Annotated in this window: 17 protein-coding genes; 11 read left to right on the forward strand and 6 right to left on the reverse strand. The window is 37.8% G+C overall.

The genetic code is table 11. The annotated features are described in order from the left end of the window. Positions 1–115: 115 nt before the first annotated feature. Positions 116–3,148 (reverse strand): D-2-hydroxyglutarate dehydrogenase YdiJ, encoded by a 3,033-nt coding sequence (gene ydiJ, locus PVK62_RS10685; RefSeq protein ID WP_274444855.1) that lies wholly within the window; start codon positions 3,146–3,148, stop codon positions 116–118. Between the two features lie 237 nt (positions 3,149–3,385). Between ydiJ and PVK62_RS10690 the strand changes: the two genes are divergently transcribed. Both PVK62_RS10690 and PVK62_RS10695 read left to right on the forward strand, forming a co-directional pair. Then, the gene (locus PVK62_RS10690) at positions 3,386–4,087 is read left to right on the forward strand and encodes a DUF3334 family protein (RefSeq protein ID WP_274444856.1); all 702 of its coding nucleotides are present in this window, start codon (positions 3,386–3,388) and stop codon (positions 4,085–4,087) included. A 210-nt stretch (positions 4,088–4,297) separates the two neighbouring features. Continuing rightward, complete coding sequence (locus tag PVK62_RS10695; protein ID WP_122033022.1) at positions 4,298–4,987, forward strand: DUF2786 domain-containing protein; 690 nt, start codon at positions 4,298–4,300, stop codon at positions 4,985–4,987. Positions 4,988–5,012: 25 nt separating this feature from the next. Here PVK62_RS10695 and PVK62_RS10700 read toward each other — a convergent pair whose 3' ends face one another. Then, positions 5,013–5,702, reverse strand: coding sequence for a GntR family transcriptional regulator (locus tag PVK62_RS10700; RefSeq protein WP_274444858.1), 690 nt, complete (start codon positions 5,700–5,702; stop codon positions 5,013–5,015). A gap of 9 nt (positions 5,703–5,711) precedes the next feature. After that, on the reverse strand, positions 5,712–6,653 hold the full coding sequence (locus tag PVK62_RS10705) for an NAD(P)-dependent oxidoreductase (protein ID WP_274444860.1): 942 nt from the start codon (positions 6,651–6,653) through the stop codon (positions 5,712–5,714). A gap of 383 nt (positions 6,654–7,036) precedes the next feature. On the opposite strand from PVK62_RS10705, the gene PVK62_RS10710 reads away from it, so the two are divergent. The 5 genes from PVK62_RS10710 to PVK62_RS10730 all read left to right on the forward strand — a co-directional run bounded on the left by PVK62_RS10710 (position 7,037) and on the right by PVK62_RS10730 (position 12,077). Next, positions 7,037–8,065 (forward strand): amino acid ABC transporter substrate-binding protein, encoded by a 1,029-nt coding sequence (locus PVK62_RS10710; RefSeq protein ID WP_274444861.1) that lies wholly within the window; start codon positions 7,037–7,039, stop codon positions 8,063–8,065. 84 nt (positions 8,066–8,149) lie between these two features. Beyond that, a complete protein-coding gene (locus PVK62_RS10715; RefSeq protein WP_274444862.1) occupies positions 8,150–9,316 on the forward strand; it encodes an amino acid ABC transporter permease in 1,167 nt (388 codons plus the stop codon). A gap of 2 nt (positions 9,317–9,318) precedes the next feature. Next, positions 9,319–10,416, forward strand: coding sequence for an amino acid ABC transporter permease (locus PVK62_RS10720; RefSeq protein ID WP_274444863.1), 1,098 nt, complete (start codon positions 9,319–9,321; stop codon positions 10,414–10,416). Between the two features lie 24 nt (positions 10,417–10,440). After that, the gene (locus tag PVK62_RS10725) at positions 10,441–11,190 is read left to right on the forward strand and encodes an amino acid ABC transporter ATP-binding protein (protein ID WP_045102311.1); all 750 of its coding nucleotides are present in this window, start codon (positions 10,441–10,443) and stop codon (positions 11,188–11,190) included. A 224-nt stretch (positions 11,191–11,414) separates the two neighbouring features. After that, complete coding sequence (locus PVK62_RS10730; RefSeq protein ID WP_274444864.1) at positions 11,415–12,077, forward strand: Bax inhibitor-1/YccA family protein; 663 nt, start codon at positions 11,415–11,417, stop codon at positions 12,075–12,077. A gap of 108 nt (positions 12,078–12,185) precedes the next feature. Here the strand turns inward: PVK62_RS10730 and PVK62_RS10735 are convergent, their stop codons facing one another. Continuing rightward, complete coding sequence (locus PVK62_RS10735) at positions 12,186–13,211, reverse strand: tetratricopeptide repeat protein (protein ID WP_274444865.1); 1,026 nt, start codon at positions 13,209–13,211, stop codon at positions 12,186–12,188. A 188-nt stretch (positions 13,212–13,399) separates the two neighbouring features. On the opposite strand from PVK62_RS10735, the gene PVK62_RS10740 reads away from it, so the two are divergent. The 3 genes from PVK62_RS10740 (at position 13,400) to PVK62_RS10750 (ending at position 17,479) form a co-directional block, all read left to right on the forward strand. Beyond that, a complete protein-coding gene (locus PVK62_RS10740) occupies positions 13,400–15,772 on the forward strand; it encodes an ATP-binding protein (RefSeq protein WP_274444867.1) in 2,373 nt (790 codons plus the stop codon). A 1-nt stretch (position 15,773) separates the two neighbouring features. After that, positions 15,774–16,649, forward strand: coding sequence for a mechanosensitive ion channel family protein (locus PVK62_RS10745; protein ID WP_274444869.1), 876 nt, complete (start codon positions 15,774–15,776; stop codon positions 16,647–16,649). A gap of 134 nt (positions 16,650–16,783) precedes the next feature. Next, positions 16,784–17,479 (forward strand): tetratricopeptide repeat protein, encoded by a 696-nt coding sequence (locus tag PVK62_RS10750; protein ID WP_274444870.1) that lies wholly within the window; start codon positions 16,784–16,786, stop codon positions 17,477–17,479. A 75-nt stretch (positions 17,480–17,554) separates the two neighbouring features. Here the strand turns inward: PVK62_RS10750 and PVK62_RS10755 are convergent, their stop codons facing one another. Beyond that, entirely contained in the window at positions 17,555–19,030 is a 1,476-nt protein-coding gene (locus PVK62_RS10755) for a bifunctional NUDIX hydrolase/phosphatase PAP2 family protein (protein ID WP_274444872.1), read from the reverse strand. Further along, the gene (locus PVK62_RS10760; protein ID WP_274444875.1) at positions 19,027–19,512 is read right to left on the reverse strand and encodes a GNAT family N-acetyltransferase; all 486 of its coding nucleotides are present in this window, start codon (positions 19,510–19,512) and stop codon (positions 19,027–19,029) included. Before PVK62_RS10760 ends, PVK62_RS10755 begins: the two co-directional genes overlap by 4 nt. Positions 19,513–19,922: 410 nt before the next feature. Between PVK62_RS10760 and PVK62_RS10765 the strand changes: the two genes are divergently transcribed. Continuing rightward, positions 19,923–20,654 (forward strand): phosphatase PAP2 family protein, encoded by a 732-nt coding sequence (locus tag PVK62_RS10765; RefSeq protein ID WP_274444876.1) that lies wholly within the window; start codon positions 19,923–19,925, stop codon positions 20,652–20,654. Positions 20,655–20,833 lie beyond the last annotated feature (179 nt).

Below are 20,833 nucleotides of genomic sequence, written 5' to 3' on the forward strand. Positions count from 1 at the left end.
AAAAAACAAAGAGACCCTGCATTACATATAAAGTCAATGTATATGCAAAATAATCTGAACTATCTCACGGAAATCCTGCGCTACTTTATCACAAAATAACGCAGAATTAAGCTATTTAAATATTCGTCAATATCGCTTGTAAAGGATGTTGCAATTGCTCTCCTTCAAAGCGCTTTACTTGACTTCGGCATGAGTACCCAGAGATCAGACAACGCTCTTTATCTAAATTAGCTAAGTTACCTTTCCAACTTAAATCATAAATTGCTTTCGAACTCTCTAATTTATCCGCTTCATGCCCATAAGTACCAGCCATTCCACAACAACCTACCGGGACCGTATTTAATGTTAATCCAAAATGAGTAAATATCTCTCCCCATTCCTTTTCAGCATTTGGCATTTTAGTTTTTTCAGTACAATGGGCAAATAATTGCCAAGGCCTTGTATCAAACACCGTCGCTTTATCAAAAGAAGATAGTTTAGGATACAACCACTCATGCACAGTCAAAACAGTAAAATCACCACGGTTATCCGTCAAAATTTCACTGTATTCATCCCGATAGCAAAGAACTAATGCAGGATCTACGCCAACCATTGGTATTTTTAATTCAGAAACTTGATTTAAAAACTCACTCGTTGTTTGAGCTGTGGTTGTAAACTGTTTTAAAAAACCTTTTACATGCAGTGCTTTACCATTTGGTTTAAATGGCAGCAATATGGGCGTTAATCCTAGGCGTTGAATGAGTTCAATAAAATCGCTCACAACACCAGCGTCATAATAACTAGTGAACGGATCTTGAACAATCACTACATGCTGCTTACGTTCCTTTTCAGAAAGACCTTTCAATGTTTCTAGATTAAATGGAGAAATATGTTTCTTCCGACAACGCTCAGTTAACGTGGGAACAGATAATAGAGGCATATCAACATAGCCTACTATTTTTTTTGTTAACGTTTTCGTTACAGATTGTTTTAATACACCATTAATCACTTTGGGTACTTTAGCCATGAGCGGCAACATAGTTTCAATATTCGCCACCATGTAATCTTTCATTGGTCGTTGATAACGGCTGTGATAGATATTTAAAAAACGCGAACGAAAACTTGGCACATCCACTTTAATTGGACATTGGCTTGCACAGGCTTTACAAGCTAAACAGCCCATCATTGCGTCGTGTACTTCATGCGAATAATCGTATTCTTTATCTTTATTTATACGATTTCGAATACGATCTATAATTTGCTTAATCGAGGGACGCTTTGTTAGAAGTTCTCGCTCTAACTCAACAGGATCAATTCCTTGTTCTGATAATTGACGCAACCATTCACGAACAAGTCCTGCTCGCCCTTTTGGAGAGTGACGACGATCCGCTGTTACTTTCATTGATGGGCACATTGGTGAGCTTGTTTCATAATTAAAGCACAAACCATTACCATTACATTCCATCGCTTGATTAAAGCTATCTCTTACTTCAATTGGGATTTGACGGTCATAATATCCACGCTTTGTATCACTTACTTTAACCAATTGATCGCTACTGTTTAACGGCGTACAGATTTTTCCCGGATTCATTTTATTATGAGGGTCAAAAGCGCCTTTCACACGACGCAACTCTAGAAATAGCTCTTCACCAAAAAATTCTGGTCCATATTCTGAACGAAAGCCTTTACCGTGCTCCCCCCACATTAAACCGCCGTACTTTGACACTAAAGCAACCACTTGATCTGAAATGGTATGCATTAATGCTTCTTGCTTTGGATCGCACATATCTAAGGCTGGACGTACGTGAAGTACCCCAGCATCAACGTGGCCAAACATACCGTAATTGAGCTGATGTGAATCTAATAACGATCTAAACTCTTGAATAAAATCGGCTAAATTCTCTGGTGGTACGCAAGTATCTTCAGCAAAAGCAACTGGCTTAGCGGCACCTTTTGTTGCACCTAATAAACCCACGGCTTTTTTTCGCATCGTATAAATACGACCAATACTGGTAATATCTTGCGTTATTTGATAACCGATAATACCAGCAGCTTCTGATTCAATAAGTTGATCTAACTTTGCGATAAGATCCAAAACTTGCTGTTCAACCACTTCTGGCTCTGTTCCTGCAAATTCCACCATATTTAAGCCAAGCATTTCTTTGTTTGGAACATCAGTAATTAAATCACTAACGCTATGCCAAACAATATCTTGCTTTGCAAAATTCAATACTCTTGAGTCGATGGTTTCAACAGAAAGCGCATTAGCTTCAACCATAAATGGGGCATTTCGTAATGCTGCATCAAACGTATCATATTTTACATTGATTAAGGTTCTGGCTTTTGGAATAGGTGTAATATTTACTTTCGCTTCGGTTAAAAAGGCTAATGACCCTTCTGAACCACATAGTACTCGCGTTATATCGAATTGATCTGTTTCTGTATTTAATGCGTTTTTTAAATCGTACCCCGTTAAAAAACGATTCAATGGCGGAAATTTATCTTCAATCTGTTTACGCTTATCGCGACACACTGCTGCTGTAATATCTAAGACAGATCGAACAGCGTCTGATTGTTCATCATAAGAAAGTGATGTATCCAAACACTGTCCATTAGCCAGAACGGCGGTTACCGCTAATACGTGATCTGAGGTTTTACCGTATTTTAGAGAACCTTGTCCGGATGCATCAGTATTGATCATCCCACCAATAGTCGCTCGATTACTGGTCGATAAATCAGGAGAAAAGAAAAAGCCATGCGGGCGCAGAGCATCATTAAGTTGATCTTTAATTAATCCCGTTTGAACTCTCGCCCAGCCCTGCTCGACATTAATTTCCAACACATTATTCATGTAACGAGAGAGATCGACCACAATACCTTTTGTTAGTGACTGACCATTGGTACCAGTACCACCACCACGAGGAGAAAAGGTCACTCTTTTATAGTGTTCTTGGTTTGCTAGAGAAGCTAAACATTCAACGTCTTTTGTTGTTTTTGGAAGTAAAACGGCTTGAGGTAATTGTTGATAAACACTGTTATCGGTCGCAACTGCCAAACGACTTGAGTACGTCGTTTCGACATCACCACTAAAATCGGTTTTTGCGAGTTGCTCTAAATATTCAAGTACCGTTGGGTCGATAGACGACTGAAATGATAATACTGGTAACATTGCTCCATGCTCCTAAAATCGCTGATCCCTCAGCACTATTAATGTTGTTCTATAGACACTTTACAACATCTCGCATGGATAAAACATCAAAGCTATGCTATATCCGGTAAATATTTATAATATGACTCGTCTCATAAGAGTCAGTAAAACCAAAGATCAACACCAACCATTACACAGAACATAAACAAGATGGTATTCCGCCAAAGATTCGATGGCACATTTTTTATAGAGAACGTTATGAAACCTGCAATCAGAAAAAATAAAACAAAAACCATTACGACTGACGATATTCTTCTTACTTTATGCCGCTCAATGTCTGGGGTATTAACTAAGGCTACGCAAAGTCCTGTTAACTATTCATCGATGGTTCAAAAAATAACAAAGACAAGCTTAAAGCCTGACTTTGGTTGTTTTGTTCTTTTTGATGGTGGCTTCTCTGGCTTGGTTGTCACTAACTTTACTAAAGACGCAGCACTAGAGTTGTATACAAGGTATATGCGTAATATGGGTATGCCTGATGAAGAGCTAGCTATTTTACATACATCAGATGAAGTTGGAGATGTTCTTGGTGAGTTAATGAACCAAATCGTTGGTGATTTTACTGGACAGATCCGAAAAACATTACAAACCACAATTTCTCAAAACCAACCAAAGATGCTGACGTTAAACAAACAAGTCATTCTTTCAGTTGATACTAATTTAGATCGACCTCAGGCACGTAGAGTGACTTTTACCACGGCAAATAATCATATTTTCTATCTTGAACTTGCAATGGATAAGACTGAGTTTATTGAGCTTGAAGGCTTTGAACAGGAAGAAGAGTTTGATGCTGATGACCTATTTGAGCAACACAAATCAGGCAATAATCAAACCTCAGGGATAAAAGATACGCCATCTCAAGATTTTGATGACTCTTTGTTTGATGAATTAGGGATTTAACTCTCCCCATTAATGCTTAATAGTTAAGAAATGGTGTTTCTTTGTGATTATTTACTGACATAAAGAGCACCATCCGCTGTCCTAAGTATATAAGTAAGCTCCCCTTTTCTCCTTGTTAACCTCACTTCTACACCTTTTAAATACCAAATATCTTCCAAATCAAATAAGAGACAGGTAAAATAACGACCCGCTAAAAAGTAAGGTAAATCTATGTCGTCTACAAAGCAAAAGGCTCTAAAAAAGATCGCTAAATGTCTTGAACTCGGTAATTCAGCTAATGTGAATGAAGCCGCTCAAGCCATTAAGATGGCGCATCGCCTTATGCTTAAGTATGGCCTTGAAAAAGATGACATTGAATTTATCAAGATGGGAAAAACCCAAAGTACTCATCTACTTCCGAGTAACGTTGGCAGCAATATTTTAAAGATCATTCGTGGTATCAATACCCGATTTGGTGTTGAAGCCGTATTGCTAAACCATAAAGGGCTCAAAAAAGTCGAATTTATTGGTTCTGCTGATCGTGCTATTTTTGCGGCTTTCGCCTTCGATATTGTTTATCGCGAAATGAATGAACAAACAGGTCAGTTTAAAAATAGTTTTGCAGGCTCTGGCAAAGGACAACTCGAAGTCACTAAACGAGTGAATTCATTTTTAGCCGGTTGGATTGAAGGTGCTCTTGAAAAACTCCCCGTCATTGCACCCGATGATGAATCAGCCAACAAGATAAATGATTACATCGATAAAGAATTTAAAAATATCGACCGCGAAACATTTAAGCAACAGCTACGTGAAGCCATGGCTAATATGACAGCGGATTACGAGAAAGGGCTTAAAAAAGGTCGAACTATTTCAGTTAATCGACCCGTTGCTGGCGCTCAAGCGCCAAAGCGACTGAATTAACCAACTCAACGCTTACGAGGCTCACTTATTTAATCTTAATCTCAATCGCATCATGACAACAGCGGGTCACCTGTAATAAATAGCCTTTTTTATCGTTATTTATTGCAGATTGCTGAATATCCAACAACATACTTCCTGAGCTAATATTCAATATATCGGACTCAAATTCTGTCGCAGGAATAACACCAAGTTTTAACGATAAGTTATAATTTTCTAAGCCATAATGCTCTTTCAGAAGCGCTATAACATTACTGTCATTATCCATATTTTTTAATGATGGAAATAATAACTCTGGCAGATACAGATATTGGACGGCTACCTTTCTGCCTTCTAGCATGATCAATCGACTGTACATTAGAACATAAGAAAAAGGGGCTAACTTTAATGTGTCAGCCACCATTTTAGGTGCTAATAGACGCTTTGAATCCAGTACTTTAATGCTATAAGATCTATTTTTTTGCTTACATACTAATGAAAGATCTATTTCGACAAGTGGATTAAACGCTAGAGCTTCCTTTGATACAAACCACCCTCTTCTCTCTTCTTTGTATACTTTCCCTGATAAAGCTAAATAGTTAAGCGCTTCACGTAACGTAATTCGAGTCGTTGAGAATGCTTCTGCTAATACTCTTTCCGAAGGAAGCTTATGCCCTGGTTCAAGCCTGCCACTCTCTATTTGCTCTTCTATGGCATCCTTTATTGTTAAATATTGCATCCACTTTCCTTAAAGTGTTGGCACATAGATATCACTTGATAAGTAGCTCTGTAATTTCTCATTGCGTACGAGATGACCTTTTTTCATTAAGATCGTAACTCTCACTTTTTCTCGTTCTGCTTGAGCCAAATATTCGACGATTTCTTGCTCTGAACTAACAAATAATCGCTCTGCATCACGGCGACATAATTCAACAAATTCAGATGGACAATCTTCAAAGCAGATCACCCATTCGGCTTGTTGCATCAAGCGTAACGATTTCAACGTCAACATTTCTGTTTCTTGATGGTATTCAATCCAATTCCGTTCAGCCGTTGGTTCAATATTTTTTGACAGGTGCTGACTGAAAAGATGTTCAAGTTCATTACGAGTTGTAAGTGTCTCTATTTCTGGCGCACGTAAAAAGGTTTCCCAAAACTTTCTTCTTTCGTCTACGATTAAAAAATGTTGTTTAATTACATTTCTTTTATCTGCGCCAAAATCAGCCAACATTGCTACTTTTGTTGATAATTGCGTTTCTATTTGCTCTCGTATGATACGAATCAACACTGGTGATGAGCCACCACTGGATATCGCAACTTGCACTCGCCCGCGATTCACCATTGATGGGGTAATAAAATCGCAGTGTGGGGTATCATCTACAACATTCACTAAAATACGAGCGTCATGTGCATCACGATAAACTTGATGATTTAGATCTGAATTATCCGTCGTTGCCCAAACTTGCACATATTCTTTTGTTAATAATTCACTATGGTAAAACCCTTTTATATAGTGAATTTTTCCTTCTTCTACATAATTCATCAAGTAGGATTTGATCGAAGGAGCGACCACAGTAATATCTGCATCTGCTTGCAATAGCATGTCAATCTTTCGACACGCAACTTCCCCACCACCAATGACTAAGACTGGTCGCTTTTGAATATCCATAAAAATGGGAAAATATCTCATTACTGCTTTTATCCTTACGTTTTATGTTCTTGACTCACTATACCTTGCTTTAACAAAAGAAGGTATTTATTCACTATTTTGTTCATTTTGACTTAACAGATTCAAAAAATAAATAAATTAACAATATTGTTACATCCATAGATGTAAGACCAGATAAATTACACTATATAAAGTTAATATTGCAGTTCAATCAACTATATTTTTTAGAAAATACAGATCTCTTTGCCTATAATTTAGATGACACATAATTTCACAAACAGATAACAATTCTATATATTTTAAATGTAGTTACTCATAATCTGAGCGACCCGTTACCAAATGGACAACACAACACAATAGATTGTGATACGCCAATTCAATAATGGATTACAAGGAAGACACAGATGAAATTTAAAACGACCTCACTCTATGCTGCACTTACCGCTTCGGCATTGCTGCTATCAACACAAGCTGTTGCTGCAAACGGTACATTAGAAAAAGTGAAAAAAAATGGATATTTACAATGTGGTGTTAGTACCGGCCTTCCAGGCTTTTCAAACCCAAACTCAAAAGGTGAATGGGAAGGTATTGATGTAGAATTCTGTCAAGCGGTTGCCGCCGCTGTTTTAGGCGATAAATCAAAAGTTAAATATGTACCTCTAACTGCAAAAGAACGCTTTACTGCACTGCAATCGGGTGAGATTGACGTTCTTTCTCGTAATACAACATGGACGCTACACCGTGACACGTCTTTAGGTTTAAATTTTGTCGGTGTTAATTACTATGATGGTCAAGGTTTCATGGTGAAAAAAGAGCTTGGTTTAACCAGTGCAAAAGAACTTGATGGTGCATCTGTTTGTGTTCAATCAGGAACCACAACAGAGCTTAACCTTGCCGATTACTTCCGTAACAATGACATGGAATACAAACCTGTCGTATTTGATACCGCAGCACAAACCTCTAAAGGTTTTGATGCGGGTCGATGTGATGTATTAACCACTGACCAATCTGGTTTATATGCACTTCGTTTGAATCTAAAAGATCCAAAAACAGCACAAGTATTACCTGAAATCATTTCAAAAGAACCACTAGGCCCTGTTGTTCGCCAAGGTGATGACCAATGGTTCAACATCAACAAATGGGTACTAAATGCAATGATTAATGCTGAAGAATACGGCATTAACTCTAAGAATGCAGACCAAATGCTAAAATCAAAAGATCCAAACATTAAACGTATTCTTGGCGTTGATGGCCCTAAAGGTAAAGGCTTAGGGATCCGTGATGATTGGGGCTACCAAGTCGTGAAACAAGTAGGTAACTACGGTGAAAGTTTTGAGCGTACCGTTGGTGAAGGGTCTCCTCTACAAATCTCACGTGGCGTAAATGCACTGTGGAACGCAGGCGGTTTCATGTACGCCGCACCAATTCGTTAATCAGCCAATAATAAAGATAAGTAACACAATTTTATGGGGTGAATTTTCACCCCTTTTAATCAATGGATTTAAGGTTGTCGTTGTATGTCATCTAAAAATAAAAACCTCTTTTATAATCCAACATTTCGTGCGATTTTATTCCAAGTGATAGCGGTTGCTGCACTTGTATTTTTCTTTTATTCCATAGTTAACAATGCATTATCCAATTTAGAATCTCGTGGTATCGCGACTGGTCTTGGTTTTTTAAATCAAGAGGCTGGCTTTGGTATTGGTTTATCTTTAGTGGAGTATGATGAAACACATACCTATGGACGCACTTTTATTGTTGGGCTTTTAAACACTGCATTAGTCTCTATTTTAGGGATTTTATTTGCGACTGTACTCGGATTTACCGTTGGTATTGCTCGATTATCTAGCAACTGGCTCGTCAGTCGATGCGCAGCTGTCTACATAGAAATATTCCGAAACATCCCGCTTTTATTACAAATTTTCTTTTGGTATTTCGCTGTTTTACAAGCACTTCCATCCCCACGTCAAAGTTTAAGTTTAGGTGAAAGCGTATTCTTAAATGTTCGTGGATTATTCTTTCCTGGACCTATATTTGAAGAAGGTTCTAACCTTATCGGCATGGCCGTAATTATTGCGATTGTCTTTATTATCTTTTTATCTAAATGGGCAAAGAACAAACAAACGCTTACGGGTCAACAAACCCCTTTGCTTCGATATTCATTACTAGCCCTTATTGGTTTACCAACAGTAGCTTACTTTATTTCAGGAATGCCTATTTCCATTGATTACCCAGAACTTAAAGGATTTAACTTTAAAGGGGGCATCAGTATTATCCCAGAGTTAGCCGCATTAGTTGTGGCATTAAGTGTTTATACTGCTTCTTTTATTGCAGAGATTGTACGTTCAGGTATTAATGCGGTTAGCCATGGGCAAACAGAAGCAGCAATGGCTTTAGGTTTACCTAGAAATAAAACACTAAAACTTGTTGTTATCCCACAAGCGATGCGCATCATTATTCCCCCTCTAACAAGTCAATACTTGAACTTAACAAAAAACTCCTCATTAGCAATGGCTATTGGTTATCCTGATTTAGTGTCAGTATTTGCAGGTACTACGTTAAACCAAACAGGGCAAGCTATTGAGATCATCACAATGACAATGGCGGTTTATCTAACCTTAAGCCTATTGACCTCATTTTTGATGAATATTTATAACAGTAAAGTCGCACTGGTTGAGAGGTAATCATGAGCATACATCAATTTCAGCCAGATCTTCCGCCACCAGCAAACACGGTGGGCGCAGTAACTTGGCTTAAGAAACATCTATTTAACGGCCCTATTAATTCAATTCTAACTATTACTATTGCGTATTTAGCATTTAGTGGTCTGTGGAATACAGTCAACTGGGCTTTAATCAATGCCGATTGGATAGGAACAACACGTGATGCCTGCTCAAGTGAAGGGGCTTGTTGGGTAATGATCAACGTTCGTTGGGACCAGTTCATGTATGGCTTCTACCCTACTGATGAATTATGGCGACCTCAGTTATTTTATGGTCTGCTAGCTATCTTTGTAGCCCTACTCGCTTACGAACATACACCTAAGAAATTTGCAATTTGGTTAGTCTTTGTAAACATCTTTCCATTCTTTGCAGCCTTCTTATTGTATGGCGGCGTATTTGGACTACCTGTCGTTGATACTCACCTTTGGGGTGGGTTATTAATTACTCTGGTTATTGCCATCGTGGGGATCGTTGTTTCACTTCCTATTGGCGTTGCTCTTGCGCTAGGCCGCCGCTCTGAAATGCCGATAATTCGCAGCATGTGTACCGTTTATATTGAGATTTGGCGTGGTGTTCCATTAATCACAGTTCTCTTTATGGCTTCGGTTATGCTTCCACTGTTTTTATCTGAAGGTATGGAGCTAGATAAACTCTTTAGAGCACTCATTGGTGTGGTTTTATTTAGTGCTGCATATATGGCTGAAGTGGTTCGTGGCGGATTACAAGCAATACCAAACGGTCAATATGAAGCAGCGGATGCACTTGGATTGGGCTATTGGAAAAAGATGCGCTTAATCATCTTGCCACAAGCATTAAAAATCACAATTCCTTCTATTGTGAATACTTTCATTGGCTTATTTAAAGATACAAGTCTGGTACTTATTATCGGTATGTTTGATGTGCTCGGTATTGGCCAAGCCGCAAATACCGATCCTGAGTGGTTAGGGTTTTCAACAGAAAGTTATGTCTTTGTCGCTTTGGTTTTCTGGGTGTTCTGTTTCTCTATGTCGAGATACTCCATCTATTTAGAAAACAAACTTCATACAGGCCACAAGCGATAATTAACAGAATTCAAGGATGTAGTTATGACAACTCAACAAGATTATATGATTAAGTTAGATGACATGAACAAATGGTATGGCGAATTTCATGTGCTTAAGAACATCAACTTACAAGTAAAAAAAGGCGAAAAGATTGTTATTTGTGGCCCTTCAGGCTCGGGGAAATCAACCATGATCCGCTGTATTAACCGTCTAGAAGAACACCAAAAGGGACATATTTACGTTTCAGGTACAGAACTTACCGAAGACTTAAAGAATATAGAAGCAGTACGTAGAGAAGTCGGTATGTGTTTCCAGCACTTCAACCTCTTCCCTCACCTAACGGTACTTGAAAATTGTACCTTAGCCCCTATTTGGGTAAAGAAAATGCCAAAAGCAGAAGCGGAAGCATTAGCAATGCAATTTCTTGAACGTGTAAAAATCCCAGATCAAGCCGATAAATATCCAGGTCAACTGTCTGGTGGGCAACAACAGCGTGTAGCGATAGCTCGCTCGCTGTGTATGAATCCACAAGTGATGTTATTTGATGAACCAACATCAGCGCTCGATCCTGAAATGGTACGCGAAGTACTTGATGTTATGGTTGAACTCGCCGATGAAGGGATGACGATGCTATGTGTAACTCATGAGATGGGGTTTGCTAAAGAAGTCGCCGATCGGGTAATTTTCATGGATGCTGGAGAGATTATTGAAGAAAATAATCCCGTCGATTTCTTTGAAAATCCACAATCTGATAGAACTCAACTATTCTTAAGTCAGATCTTGCATCACTAAAATCACTAGGTTATCTCGAAGAGTAAGACAAAAAACAGTGATCGTTTGATTACTGGTTTTTGTTACAGATGCTTACAAAGTACACAAGCTAAGTTAATGCACTGATGTAAAATGGTTTCTAGCTCAATTAATTCAGTTCAAAAATTAGAACTTACTTGATTTTTTGAACTATAGGCACCATAACTGTCTATATATTTATGTCTGTCCATTCCAAGGGGAATACGATGAATAATCAAATGTTCGGCCAAACTCATACACAAGAGTCGGCTCTACAAACAAATAAAGTATTACGTAATACTTATTTCTTACTGTCTATGACACTGTTATGGTCAGCGCTTGTTGCTGGTGTATCAATGGCTCTGAATTTACCTCGTCCAGGTATTATCATTATGCTTGTTGGTTTCTACGGACTATTGTTCCTAACAGAGAAAAACCGTAACAACAGCATGGGTCTTGTATTTACCTTCTTATTTACTGGTTTCTTAGGTTATACCATTGGTCCAATCCTAAACATGTACATTGGTGCAGGTATGGGCGATGTTATCCTAACGGCTCTTGGCGGTACGGCATTATCATTCATGGCAGCATCAGCTTACGCATTAACAACTAAGCGTGATTTATCATTCCTTAACGGTGTGCTAATGGCTGGTTTCGTTGTGCTTCTAATTGGTATGGTTGCGAATATCTTCCTACAAATGCCTTTATTACACCTTGCGATGAGCGCTATGTTCATTCTTTTCTCTACTGGTGCGATTCTGCTTACAACACAATCAATCATCCGTGGTGGTGAAACAAGCTACATCTCAGCAACGATTACGCTGTATGTTTCTATCTACAACATCTTCATCAGCCTACTAAGTATTCTTGGTATTATGCGTGATGATTAATCGATAAATATGTCGATGAGCATAAAAAATGCCAGCCCTCACCGGCTGGCATTTTTGTATCTATTAATTTGACATCTACTGATTTAGTTACAACCTTAAGAAATAAATCTAGTTGGTATACATTGCACACTCATCATTAATATCTTCTGTCGGAAAGTAATTTTCTCTTACATAGAACTTATTAAGTAAACGAATTACCGAATGTTTCTTTGCTGGCTTTTCATCCATCAGTCCATGTAACTTACGAGCCACATTTTGAATCGTTAATAGATTTTCTAAAGGCAAACTGGCTTCTAAGTCATTCTTTAAACTATGTGCCTCTTCATAGCCATTAGCAACCGCAAGATAAGCCCAAATATAAGCAACCGCATTATGAGAAGAAGATATTTTTTGATTGTATTGAGCAGAACGAAGTTGTGACTCCGGGCTTTTAAGCTCCCCTCCACGCTCTGTCCAATAAATCGCTTTGTAAATATTCTTCTTTATCCCTATACCATGGTAATAACAAGAACTGACAGTAACCATCGCCTTTGGATCGTCTTGATAAGCCGCTCTCAACATCCAATAAAACCCTTCAGGGTGACCATCTTGAAGCTTTTGATACCATTGAGCGAGAAAAAGCTGGGCCTCTAAATGATCATTTAATGCTAATGCCGTAATAGTTTGAGTGCCAAGTTCAATATTTTTTTCGCAACCAATTCCTTCAAGATAAAGCTTGCCTAACTTAAATGTTGAACTCTGCTTACCTTTTGAATCACCTAATCGAGCATCCCAATATTTTGACTTTTCACCAGAGTTAGGATCATCATAGTTGTTATCATAAAGACGAACTAATGCATAGAACGCCTGTTGACTATTTTGCTCTGCTGCTTTGAGATACCATTTAATGGCTCCGTTTTGGTCGACTAATTCTAGATCGGATCCCAAGGCAAGCTGAGCGGTGATATTGCCTTTATTTGCACGCTCAATCTTATCTTTTCTGTCTATTTCATCATCAAAAATAACGATAGGAGAAGAAGGCGAATAATTGCTTCTTCGTTGCGCCGCTAATGTTTTTTTCTTTTCAACTGATTGAAAGTGCAAAATCATAACAATTAAGCAAATTACGCCAGTAAAAAATAGGAACCAATACATATATAAATATCATCAAAAGAGGAATACATTTTCATCCTATATTCTAATTGCTTTCCGTACCAATTAGAATTAATACCTTTTGAAAAATAGGTTTATCTTTATATTTTCATCTCCATTCCTAGCTTTGTTACTGGTTTTTTTTTAAAAATTCACTAAGGTAATATTAAACTACTCTTTATTGGGGCCATATGATAAAGCTCTCTCATTATTTTTTATTTATCCTTATTTTCACTTTACCTCAAGCCAGTTATGCAAGCTGGGGACTTTCTGACGAGCAACCAATAAAGATCTCACCACAAGCACAAAAGATTGAAGAAAGCATTCATTCTCTGCCAGAGCAACACTTTTTCTCTAAAAATGATTACGCTCAGATAAAGCGTCTCTTATCGACGACAATTACCCAGCAGAAAAGACATGCCGAAGATCTTAAAAAAGCACTGGTTGATTATCGAAAAAATGGTAGTGAAGCTCATTGGTTAATCGTTGAAGCAGATCATCAATCACTAAACTCTCTCAATCTTAGTAAGCAGCTATTGCTACAATTAACCGACCAAATAACTAGGGATCAGTTAACAGGATTTGGTCCCTATGGCGTAACGCAATTCTACGCTGAGCTATCAATCACTCGATTGAATATTGAATATTATCTGCATTATCAAATTCGAAGTTTTAAAAATTTATTACGCGATTTACAAATTTCACCGGTACCTATTATCAGTGTTATTTTCAAAGTATTGTGTGTCTTTTTTGTATTCAGCTGGTGGCTAAAAAATAGTGCTCGCTTAATCTATGACTTTAAAAGATCAAAGCTCGAAGGTACGACAAAACCAAATATTATTATTAGAACTATTTGGTACTTTACTCGAGCCCATAAAGCGATTGCTTGGTTACTATTAATTACCATAACATTGCGAATTATCTCGACACTCCCAAGCCTACAACATCTTATTTTTCTTGAGATCTTTACGTGGTGGGTTTTAGGTGGTTCTATTGCCGTAAGCTTCATTCTAGAATTTATTTATCGTAACAGTAAACATAATAAGAAAGAGGTTATTGCTCGTCGATTAGCCACTATTCGTCACTATGTTTGGGGAGGAATTGTTGCCGGTGTTATTTTACAAATTTCATCTCGCACTCTTGGGGAAGGTACAATTTACGCATGGATCAATTCATTAGTTTATCTATTTTTTGTCCTTCTTACGGTTTATAGCCTAAAGCAATGGAAAGAAACGGTCTTTGAAAAAATTCACCTCTTAGATCCATTACCAGTATCTATTCAATGGGCAGTAAGAAATCAAAATACATTCCTGATCTCTATCGCAGCGACGGCTAGTGGTGCGGTTTGGCTCTCTTGGCGATCAATCCAACATAATGTTATTAGCGTACTGTCCCAATACACCGCGTTTAGTCATGCTCTCGCGTATTTATTTAGAATTGAAGTCGCAAAACAAACAGAAGTCTCACGCGTACAATCTAACCTAGTTCGGATCAAAGGAGCTGCCGCTTTTGATTATATTTCTCCGGGTTCAGAAGAATCAACATTAATTGAAGAGTATGCAAAAGAAGAAATGATGGCGCTTTCTCGTTACTTATTGACAGATAATCCTGCCGTGTGTGTTCTTTCAGGAGAGCGAGGCGTTGGCACAACCACCCTGCTTAATCGAATTATAAATAAAGTTAAAAATGCACAGCCACTGTATTTAAATTGCCCTTATGACGGCTACTCTGCTTTATTACCAGAATTTGCTAATCAATTAGGATTACCTGAAGAATCGACTGAAAAAGATATTCTTCAGTATCTGCGAAACAGTGAAACCTGTTATCTATTGGCTTTTGATAATGCACAGCGCTTAGTTAAGCCTAAAGTAAATGGATTAGCGGACTTAATGAAACTGACCAACTTACTGCGTCGTGCTCGTAAAAGTCACCGCGTTGTATTAACCATTGAAAAATCGAGTTGGCGTTTTATCGATCGAGCTCGTGGGGAGCGTTTGCTGTTTGATTTAGTTACCTTCATGCCTAAATGGGATGAAAAACAGATAGCTCAACTGCTTGAATCTCGTATTACCACCACACAAGAAACCAAAACGAATGAAACTGTATCTTCTGTTTCATTCGATGGTTTAGTTCTTCCAAGACAATGGGACGAAGAAAATTTAACGGAAGAAGAGCGAGCAAGAAATGGCTTCTATCGTATTTTATGGGATTACTCAGATGGTAACCCTACGGTTGCATTACGCTTTTTCCGATTATCTTTACATCGTAATAAAGACACTGAAGCTGTGCTGGTTCGCTTATTCAAAGCCCCCCATTCAGATGACTTAGAGACAATGCCTAAACCAATGCTTGCAGTACTTCGTTCCATTGTACAATTGGAGATCGCCTCTCCTGCGGATGTCTGTGAATGCAGTCGTTTAAGTATGGCTGAAGTTATAAGTACATTACGATACTTTCAAAGCCGTGGATACATTGAATGGAATGACGAAAAAGCACGTATTTCCGATCACTGGTTCCGTCACATTACTAATGTGTTACATCGTCAACACTTACTGGTGAAATAATATGCTTCGATTATTTGTTTTTCTTATTGCATTCAGCTTTGGACATACCGCATTAGCGGAAGATGCTCAATCACTTGATAATCTCCATCAATTCGCAAGTTTGATCCGCTGGAGTGGTGTTGCATTTTCATTCATCATAGTATTTGTTGCATGGTTATTGCTCCGCTTTACACAATCTATCGTTGATGGGATTAGTAGCCAATTTGCTCAACGTAGAATGTTAATGCAAAAGCTGCAATCCTTCTTTCAATTCTTTATCTATATGTCGACTGGCATCGCGGTATTCATGCTTAGTTTTCGAGTCGATGAAAGAGTATTAGCGTTAATTGGTGGTACTCTCGCCGTCTCTATTGGTTTTGCATTAAAAGACCTTACGGCTTCTTTCATTGCGGGCTTAACCATCATGATTGATCGACCTTTCCAGGTTGGGGATAGAGTGACATTCGAAGATAATTATGGGGACATTATTGCCATTGGTTTACGTTCAGTCCGTATGCAAACATTAAACGACGATATAATCACGATACCAAACAACAAATTTTTAAATGAAGTCGCAATGAGCGGAAACTACGGTGCACTAGATATGCAAGTCGTTATCCCTTTTTACATTGGAATGGATCAAGACATAAACGCTGCTCGCGATATTATTCAAGAAGCGGCATCATCAAGTCGTTATATCCATTTACCAAAGCCTGTCGTAGTACTTGTTCAGCAGACAATAACGGATAATTACTTAGCCATACAGTTAACATGTAAAGCCTATGTCGTCGATATTAAATTTGAAAAATTATTTGAAACAGATATTACACTGCGTGTAATGCAAGAGTTTAGAAAGTCAGATATCTACCCGCCTGCGATTGCGATACAAAGTAAGTAATGATTGAAAGGCACTCTATATTAATAGAAGGCCTTTTCAAATATAGAATAAAGAACCGATTAATTTATCTCTCGCTGTCACCATATTTTATTGATAAAATAGCATTCTATATTGGCTAACTTCTTGGTTCTGTAATGAAATTAATGTTAAAAACCCTAATCTTATCGGCGTCATTATGCTCCTCTCTGGCCTTAGCTAATACTGAAGCTCACAATGATTACCTCAAAGGTACTGCTTATTTAAACCAAGATAATTATAAAGATGCCATCACTTGGTTAACCAGTGCCGCAAATAATGGCTCTATCGAAGCACAAAATAAAATAGGCGTGATTTACGCGAAAGGCATTGGTACTGACGTTAATACGCACTTAGCAATTCAATATTTTACTAAAGCTGCAGCAAATGAAAGCTCCATGGCCTACTACAATCTTGGTAAGATTTATGAAAGCCAAGAGAAGTTCTCAATCGCTATTGACTGGTATAATAAAGCCATTGACATGAATAATAGCAATGCTATGAATAACTTAGCTGATTTATATCTTAATGGTAAAGACTTAGTTCAAAGTTCACATCAAGCAGAATTACTTTATATACAAGCAGCAGAAGCTGGAAACGCAACAGCAATGCGTAATCTGGGTTTTTTATATTTTAAAGGTTCTGAAGTTAAACAGGATATGGGAAAAGCCTATTTTTGGTTTAATTTAGCGGCTTCAAAAGCCTACCCTGATGCAGATAAATATCGTGATTTTTCTGGCAAGAAATTGAACAAAACAAAAAGAGTACTGATCCAAAATAAAGCATTAGAATGGCTAGGAGAGCATTCAAAATAAACCAATTATTTACTTCCTATTCCAGTATGTTACCGAGTAGCCTTCTACATAAATAAGGCTACTCAGTCCCTCTTTCTAATTATCTTTCTTTTTATGAGTTATCCCACGTGGCAACCAAGCCGATATTGTAAGAAGCATAAGTATTAGCGATAAATTTGCGACCGATTTTACTGTTAGAACCGTTACTGAACTGACTTCTAACGAATCTAATAATAAACCCGTACCAAAACGCGCACTCACTACCATAATCAATAAAACAAACAAGGTAATAAAGCAAACCTTAATATTTAAGCTTGGCTGCTCTTTTGATAACAGAATGGCTAAAACAACACCCCAGCACAGTGACGCCATATATAAATAATTCATATATTGCATAGTAAAAGCAATACCACTTGTTACTAAGGCTATAATTACCCAAAATGGTAAACTTGCCATAACACGATACAACAAATCACCATGCTTACGCTGCAAGCTCGAAAAGTGAACGATAACCATCGCGCCTAACGCTATCCCCACAATCGCATCACTCAAAAAGTGAATACCAAGCCAAATATGTGCAATTGATTGAGCGATGATCAATCCAATAAAGAATAGACCAAAGCGGCGTAATGCTACTGATGAGATCTGCTTTCTCTTTAGTGAAAGATAGAATACCCCATAAACAACCGTAGCTAACATGGCATTCATACTTGGTAAACCAAAACCATTTGCTTGAGTGAGTTGTAATTGAGGTACATAAACAAATGGACGGGGTAACCCTAGCCCTTGCTTAGCTAGCCCTGTAAAAACAACGGTTAAAACAATGCCAAATAATAAGGTGAGCGCACTTTCACGACCAAAATAGACAAGAGCGACAATAAATAGAAAATAGAAAAATATCTCCGTCCCTGTCTCATTTATTACTGTAAAAAACATTTTAATACTGATATTAATAACAGCAGGCAAACTATCTATACTTACTCGTAATGACGTTAATAACTGTAATTCAACTTGATGGATATCTGAGGCTTGGTCGACTAAATTATTCACCCATGTGATTTTATTATCACTCTCCAACGGCTTAGCGAACCAATGTTTAAGTTGCTCTAACTGTTCTGGGTAACGATATTTATCTGACTTAATCTTGTAAGGTTCTGTTAAATAAACAGCTCCAGTCTCTACACCATAATGTGGTGCAAACCATGATGGGATCCGATAAAAGCCATTACGGGTCTCCAAATCAAATACAATAATGTCCGAATCACTACGACAGCGGTAAATTGTCGCTTTTTCATCTTGATGTAATATCTCTTGTGCAGTTACAACTAAGCCAGCTTCTTCCCACACTTCTCGTTCCGCCGCTTCCTGTGGCGTCTCTCCTTCATCAATTAAGCCTCCGGGCAGTGACAATTTACCTGTAATTAACTCTTCAACAAGTACAATACGAAAACCATCATCGACCACACACACTGCCCCTTTTGGAATAAGAGTTTCATTCGCTATCGCTGACGTTGGGAGCAAAGTTGTAAGGAACATTACAAACAATGAAGCAAAAGTAAACCGCTTGTTCATATCTCACTCTCTTTTAATGCTTTGCGTAAATAGTGTATATGATCTGTCATGCCTCGTTGATAATAGAAATTTAGTGCGCTTTGATTAAAATCCCATACTTCTACAAAAATCTCTCTAACTCCGTAATCCTTTAGCTCTTGTTCTATTCGTGTCATTAATTGTTCAGCAACACCTTCCCTACGATGTTTTGATTCAACATACAGCTCATCTATCGTTGCCATCATCACAGGTTTACTTACGGTTGAAATCAATTCACAAAAATGCCCCGTCACAAAGCCAACAATCACACCGTCAAAATCTGCAACATATACCATGCAATCCGGATCATCTAAATAGCGAGAGATACTTTTCTCCTCTTCGATCTCAGACGCCGTTTTAAATAATTCAGGAGACTGTTGGTGATGCTCATCATGCAACTGATACATCATTGAGTTTAGGCAAAATAGATCGGTTTCTTTTGCTCGGCGAATAATTGGAGACATGTGAATACCAAATAAGAATAGAACCACAATTAGAGCATGATTTATAAACAAAAAAAAGACTCTGTTCAGGTAGAGTCTTTATTCATAGAGCTATCTATCAATTTTAGTAATAATCGTTAGATACTATGGCTCAGAAAAATGGTTATAAGGATGGCATCAGTATACGTTGTGTCGTTAGAGATCCTATGAACACTAATAAATTAATCGAACTCTTTAAATAAAAAAATGTCTGACGCTCTATAGCAATAAAAATACCTTACCTAATAGATATAGAACATCTATTTACCTTAAAAATTTGTTACACTATAGGGCAAGATCTATGAAATTAGCGCCTTTCCTTACTTTATTCTGACTATCAATAAGCGAATAAAGGTACACTCATCTCACTAAAACCTATTAAATGAATAATTATGTTTTTTTCTTTTTCTCCTAAACATCGCACTTACGAATTTATCGTTTTTTTTCTGTTTATTTCAGTTATGGGAACGATTTTATTACTAACCCCTACCCCTGATTTATTCACATTATTACCGCCGTTTGAAAATGAACTTCTTAAATGGTTGAGTCGTTCAGCTGGTGAATACCTATTTATTCTTACCTTAGCGATTCTCTGTTCAATCCCTATTATTCAACGACTGTCTATAAAAAAAATCCTCTCTTTATACCTACAATTTGGCATTCTTCTCATACTCAGTTTTATGCTTAAAAGCGGTGTGAAAGCAATAACAGAGATCCCTCGTCCCTATACACAAGCCTTAGTACAAGTTAATCTTATTGCCAGTACTGAGCGTTTTTATTCATTAGATGAAGACAGCAAACAAGCACTGATTAACCATACAGAAAACAGAGTGAGCCCTGCCCGCATTGAACAATGGCGAGCAAGCACTAACTATTCATTTCCATCTGGACACACTATATTTGCCGCAATCTGTGTCTTATTCTGGGGTGGATTTTTATTACGTCATAAGCACTATCTTTTAACCGCTGCCGTCATTGCTTGGGGAGTAGGTGTTGGTTTTAGTCGTGTTTGGCTTGGTATGCACTGGCCTACAGATCTGATTGCTTCAATTATCAGTGCATCCATTTTAATATTATGTGTTCCTACTATTTGTTTAGAAAAAGAGTCAAATGCTGAAAACTAAGACTCTCTTTCATACAAAATGATCCAAACCTTCTCGCCTGCTGGATGTAACTTAGCTTGATAACGATAAGCAGGCAACCAAGCATTTCCTTGATGTTCAAGAACCAATATTTTCAACACATCGATCATTGATGATGAGAATATTGAATTCAGAAATATGTATTGCCATCTTTCTGCAGC

Source organism: Aliivibrio sp. S3MY1 (assembly GCF_028765575.1).
Lineage (GTDB): Bacteria > Pseudomonadota > Gammaproteobacteria > Enterobacterales > Vibrionaceae > Aliivibrio.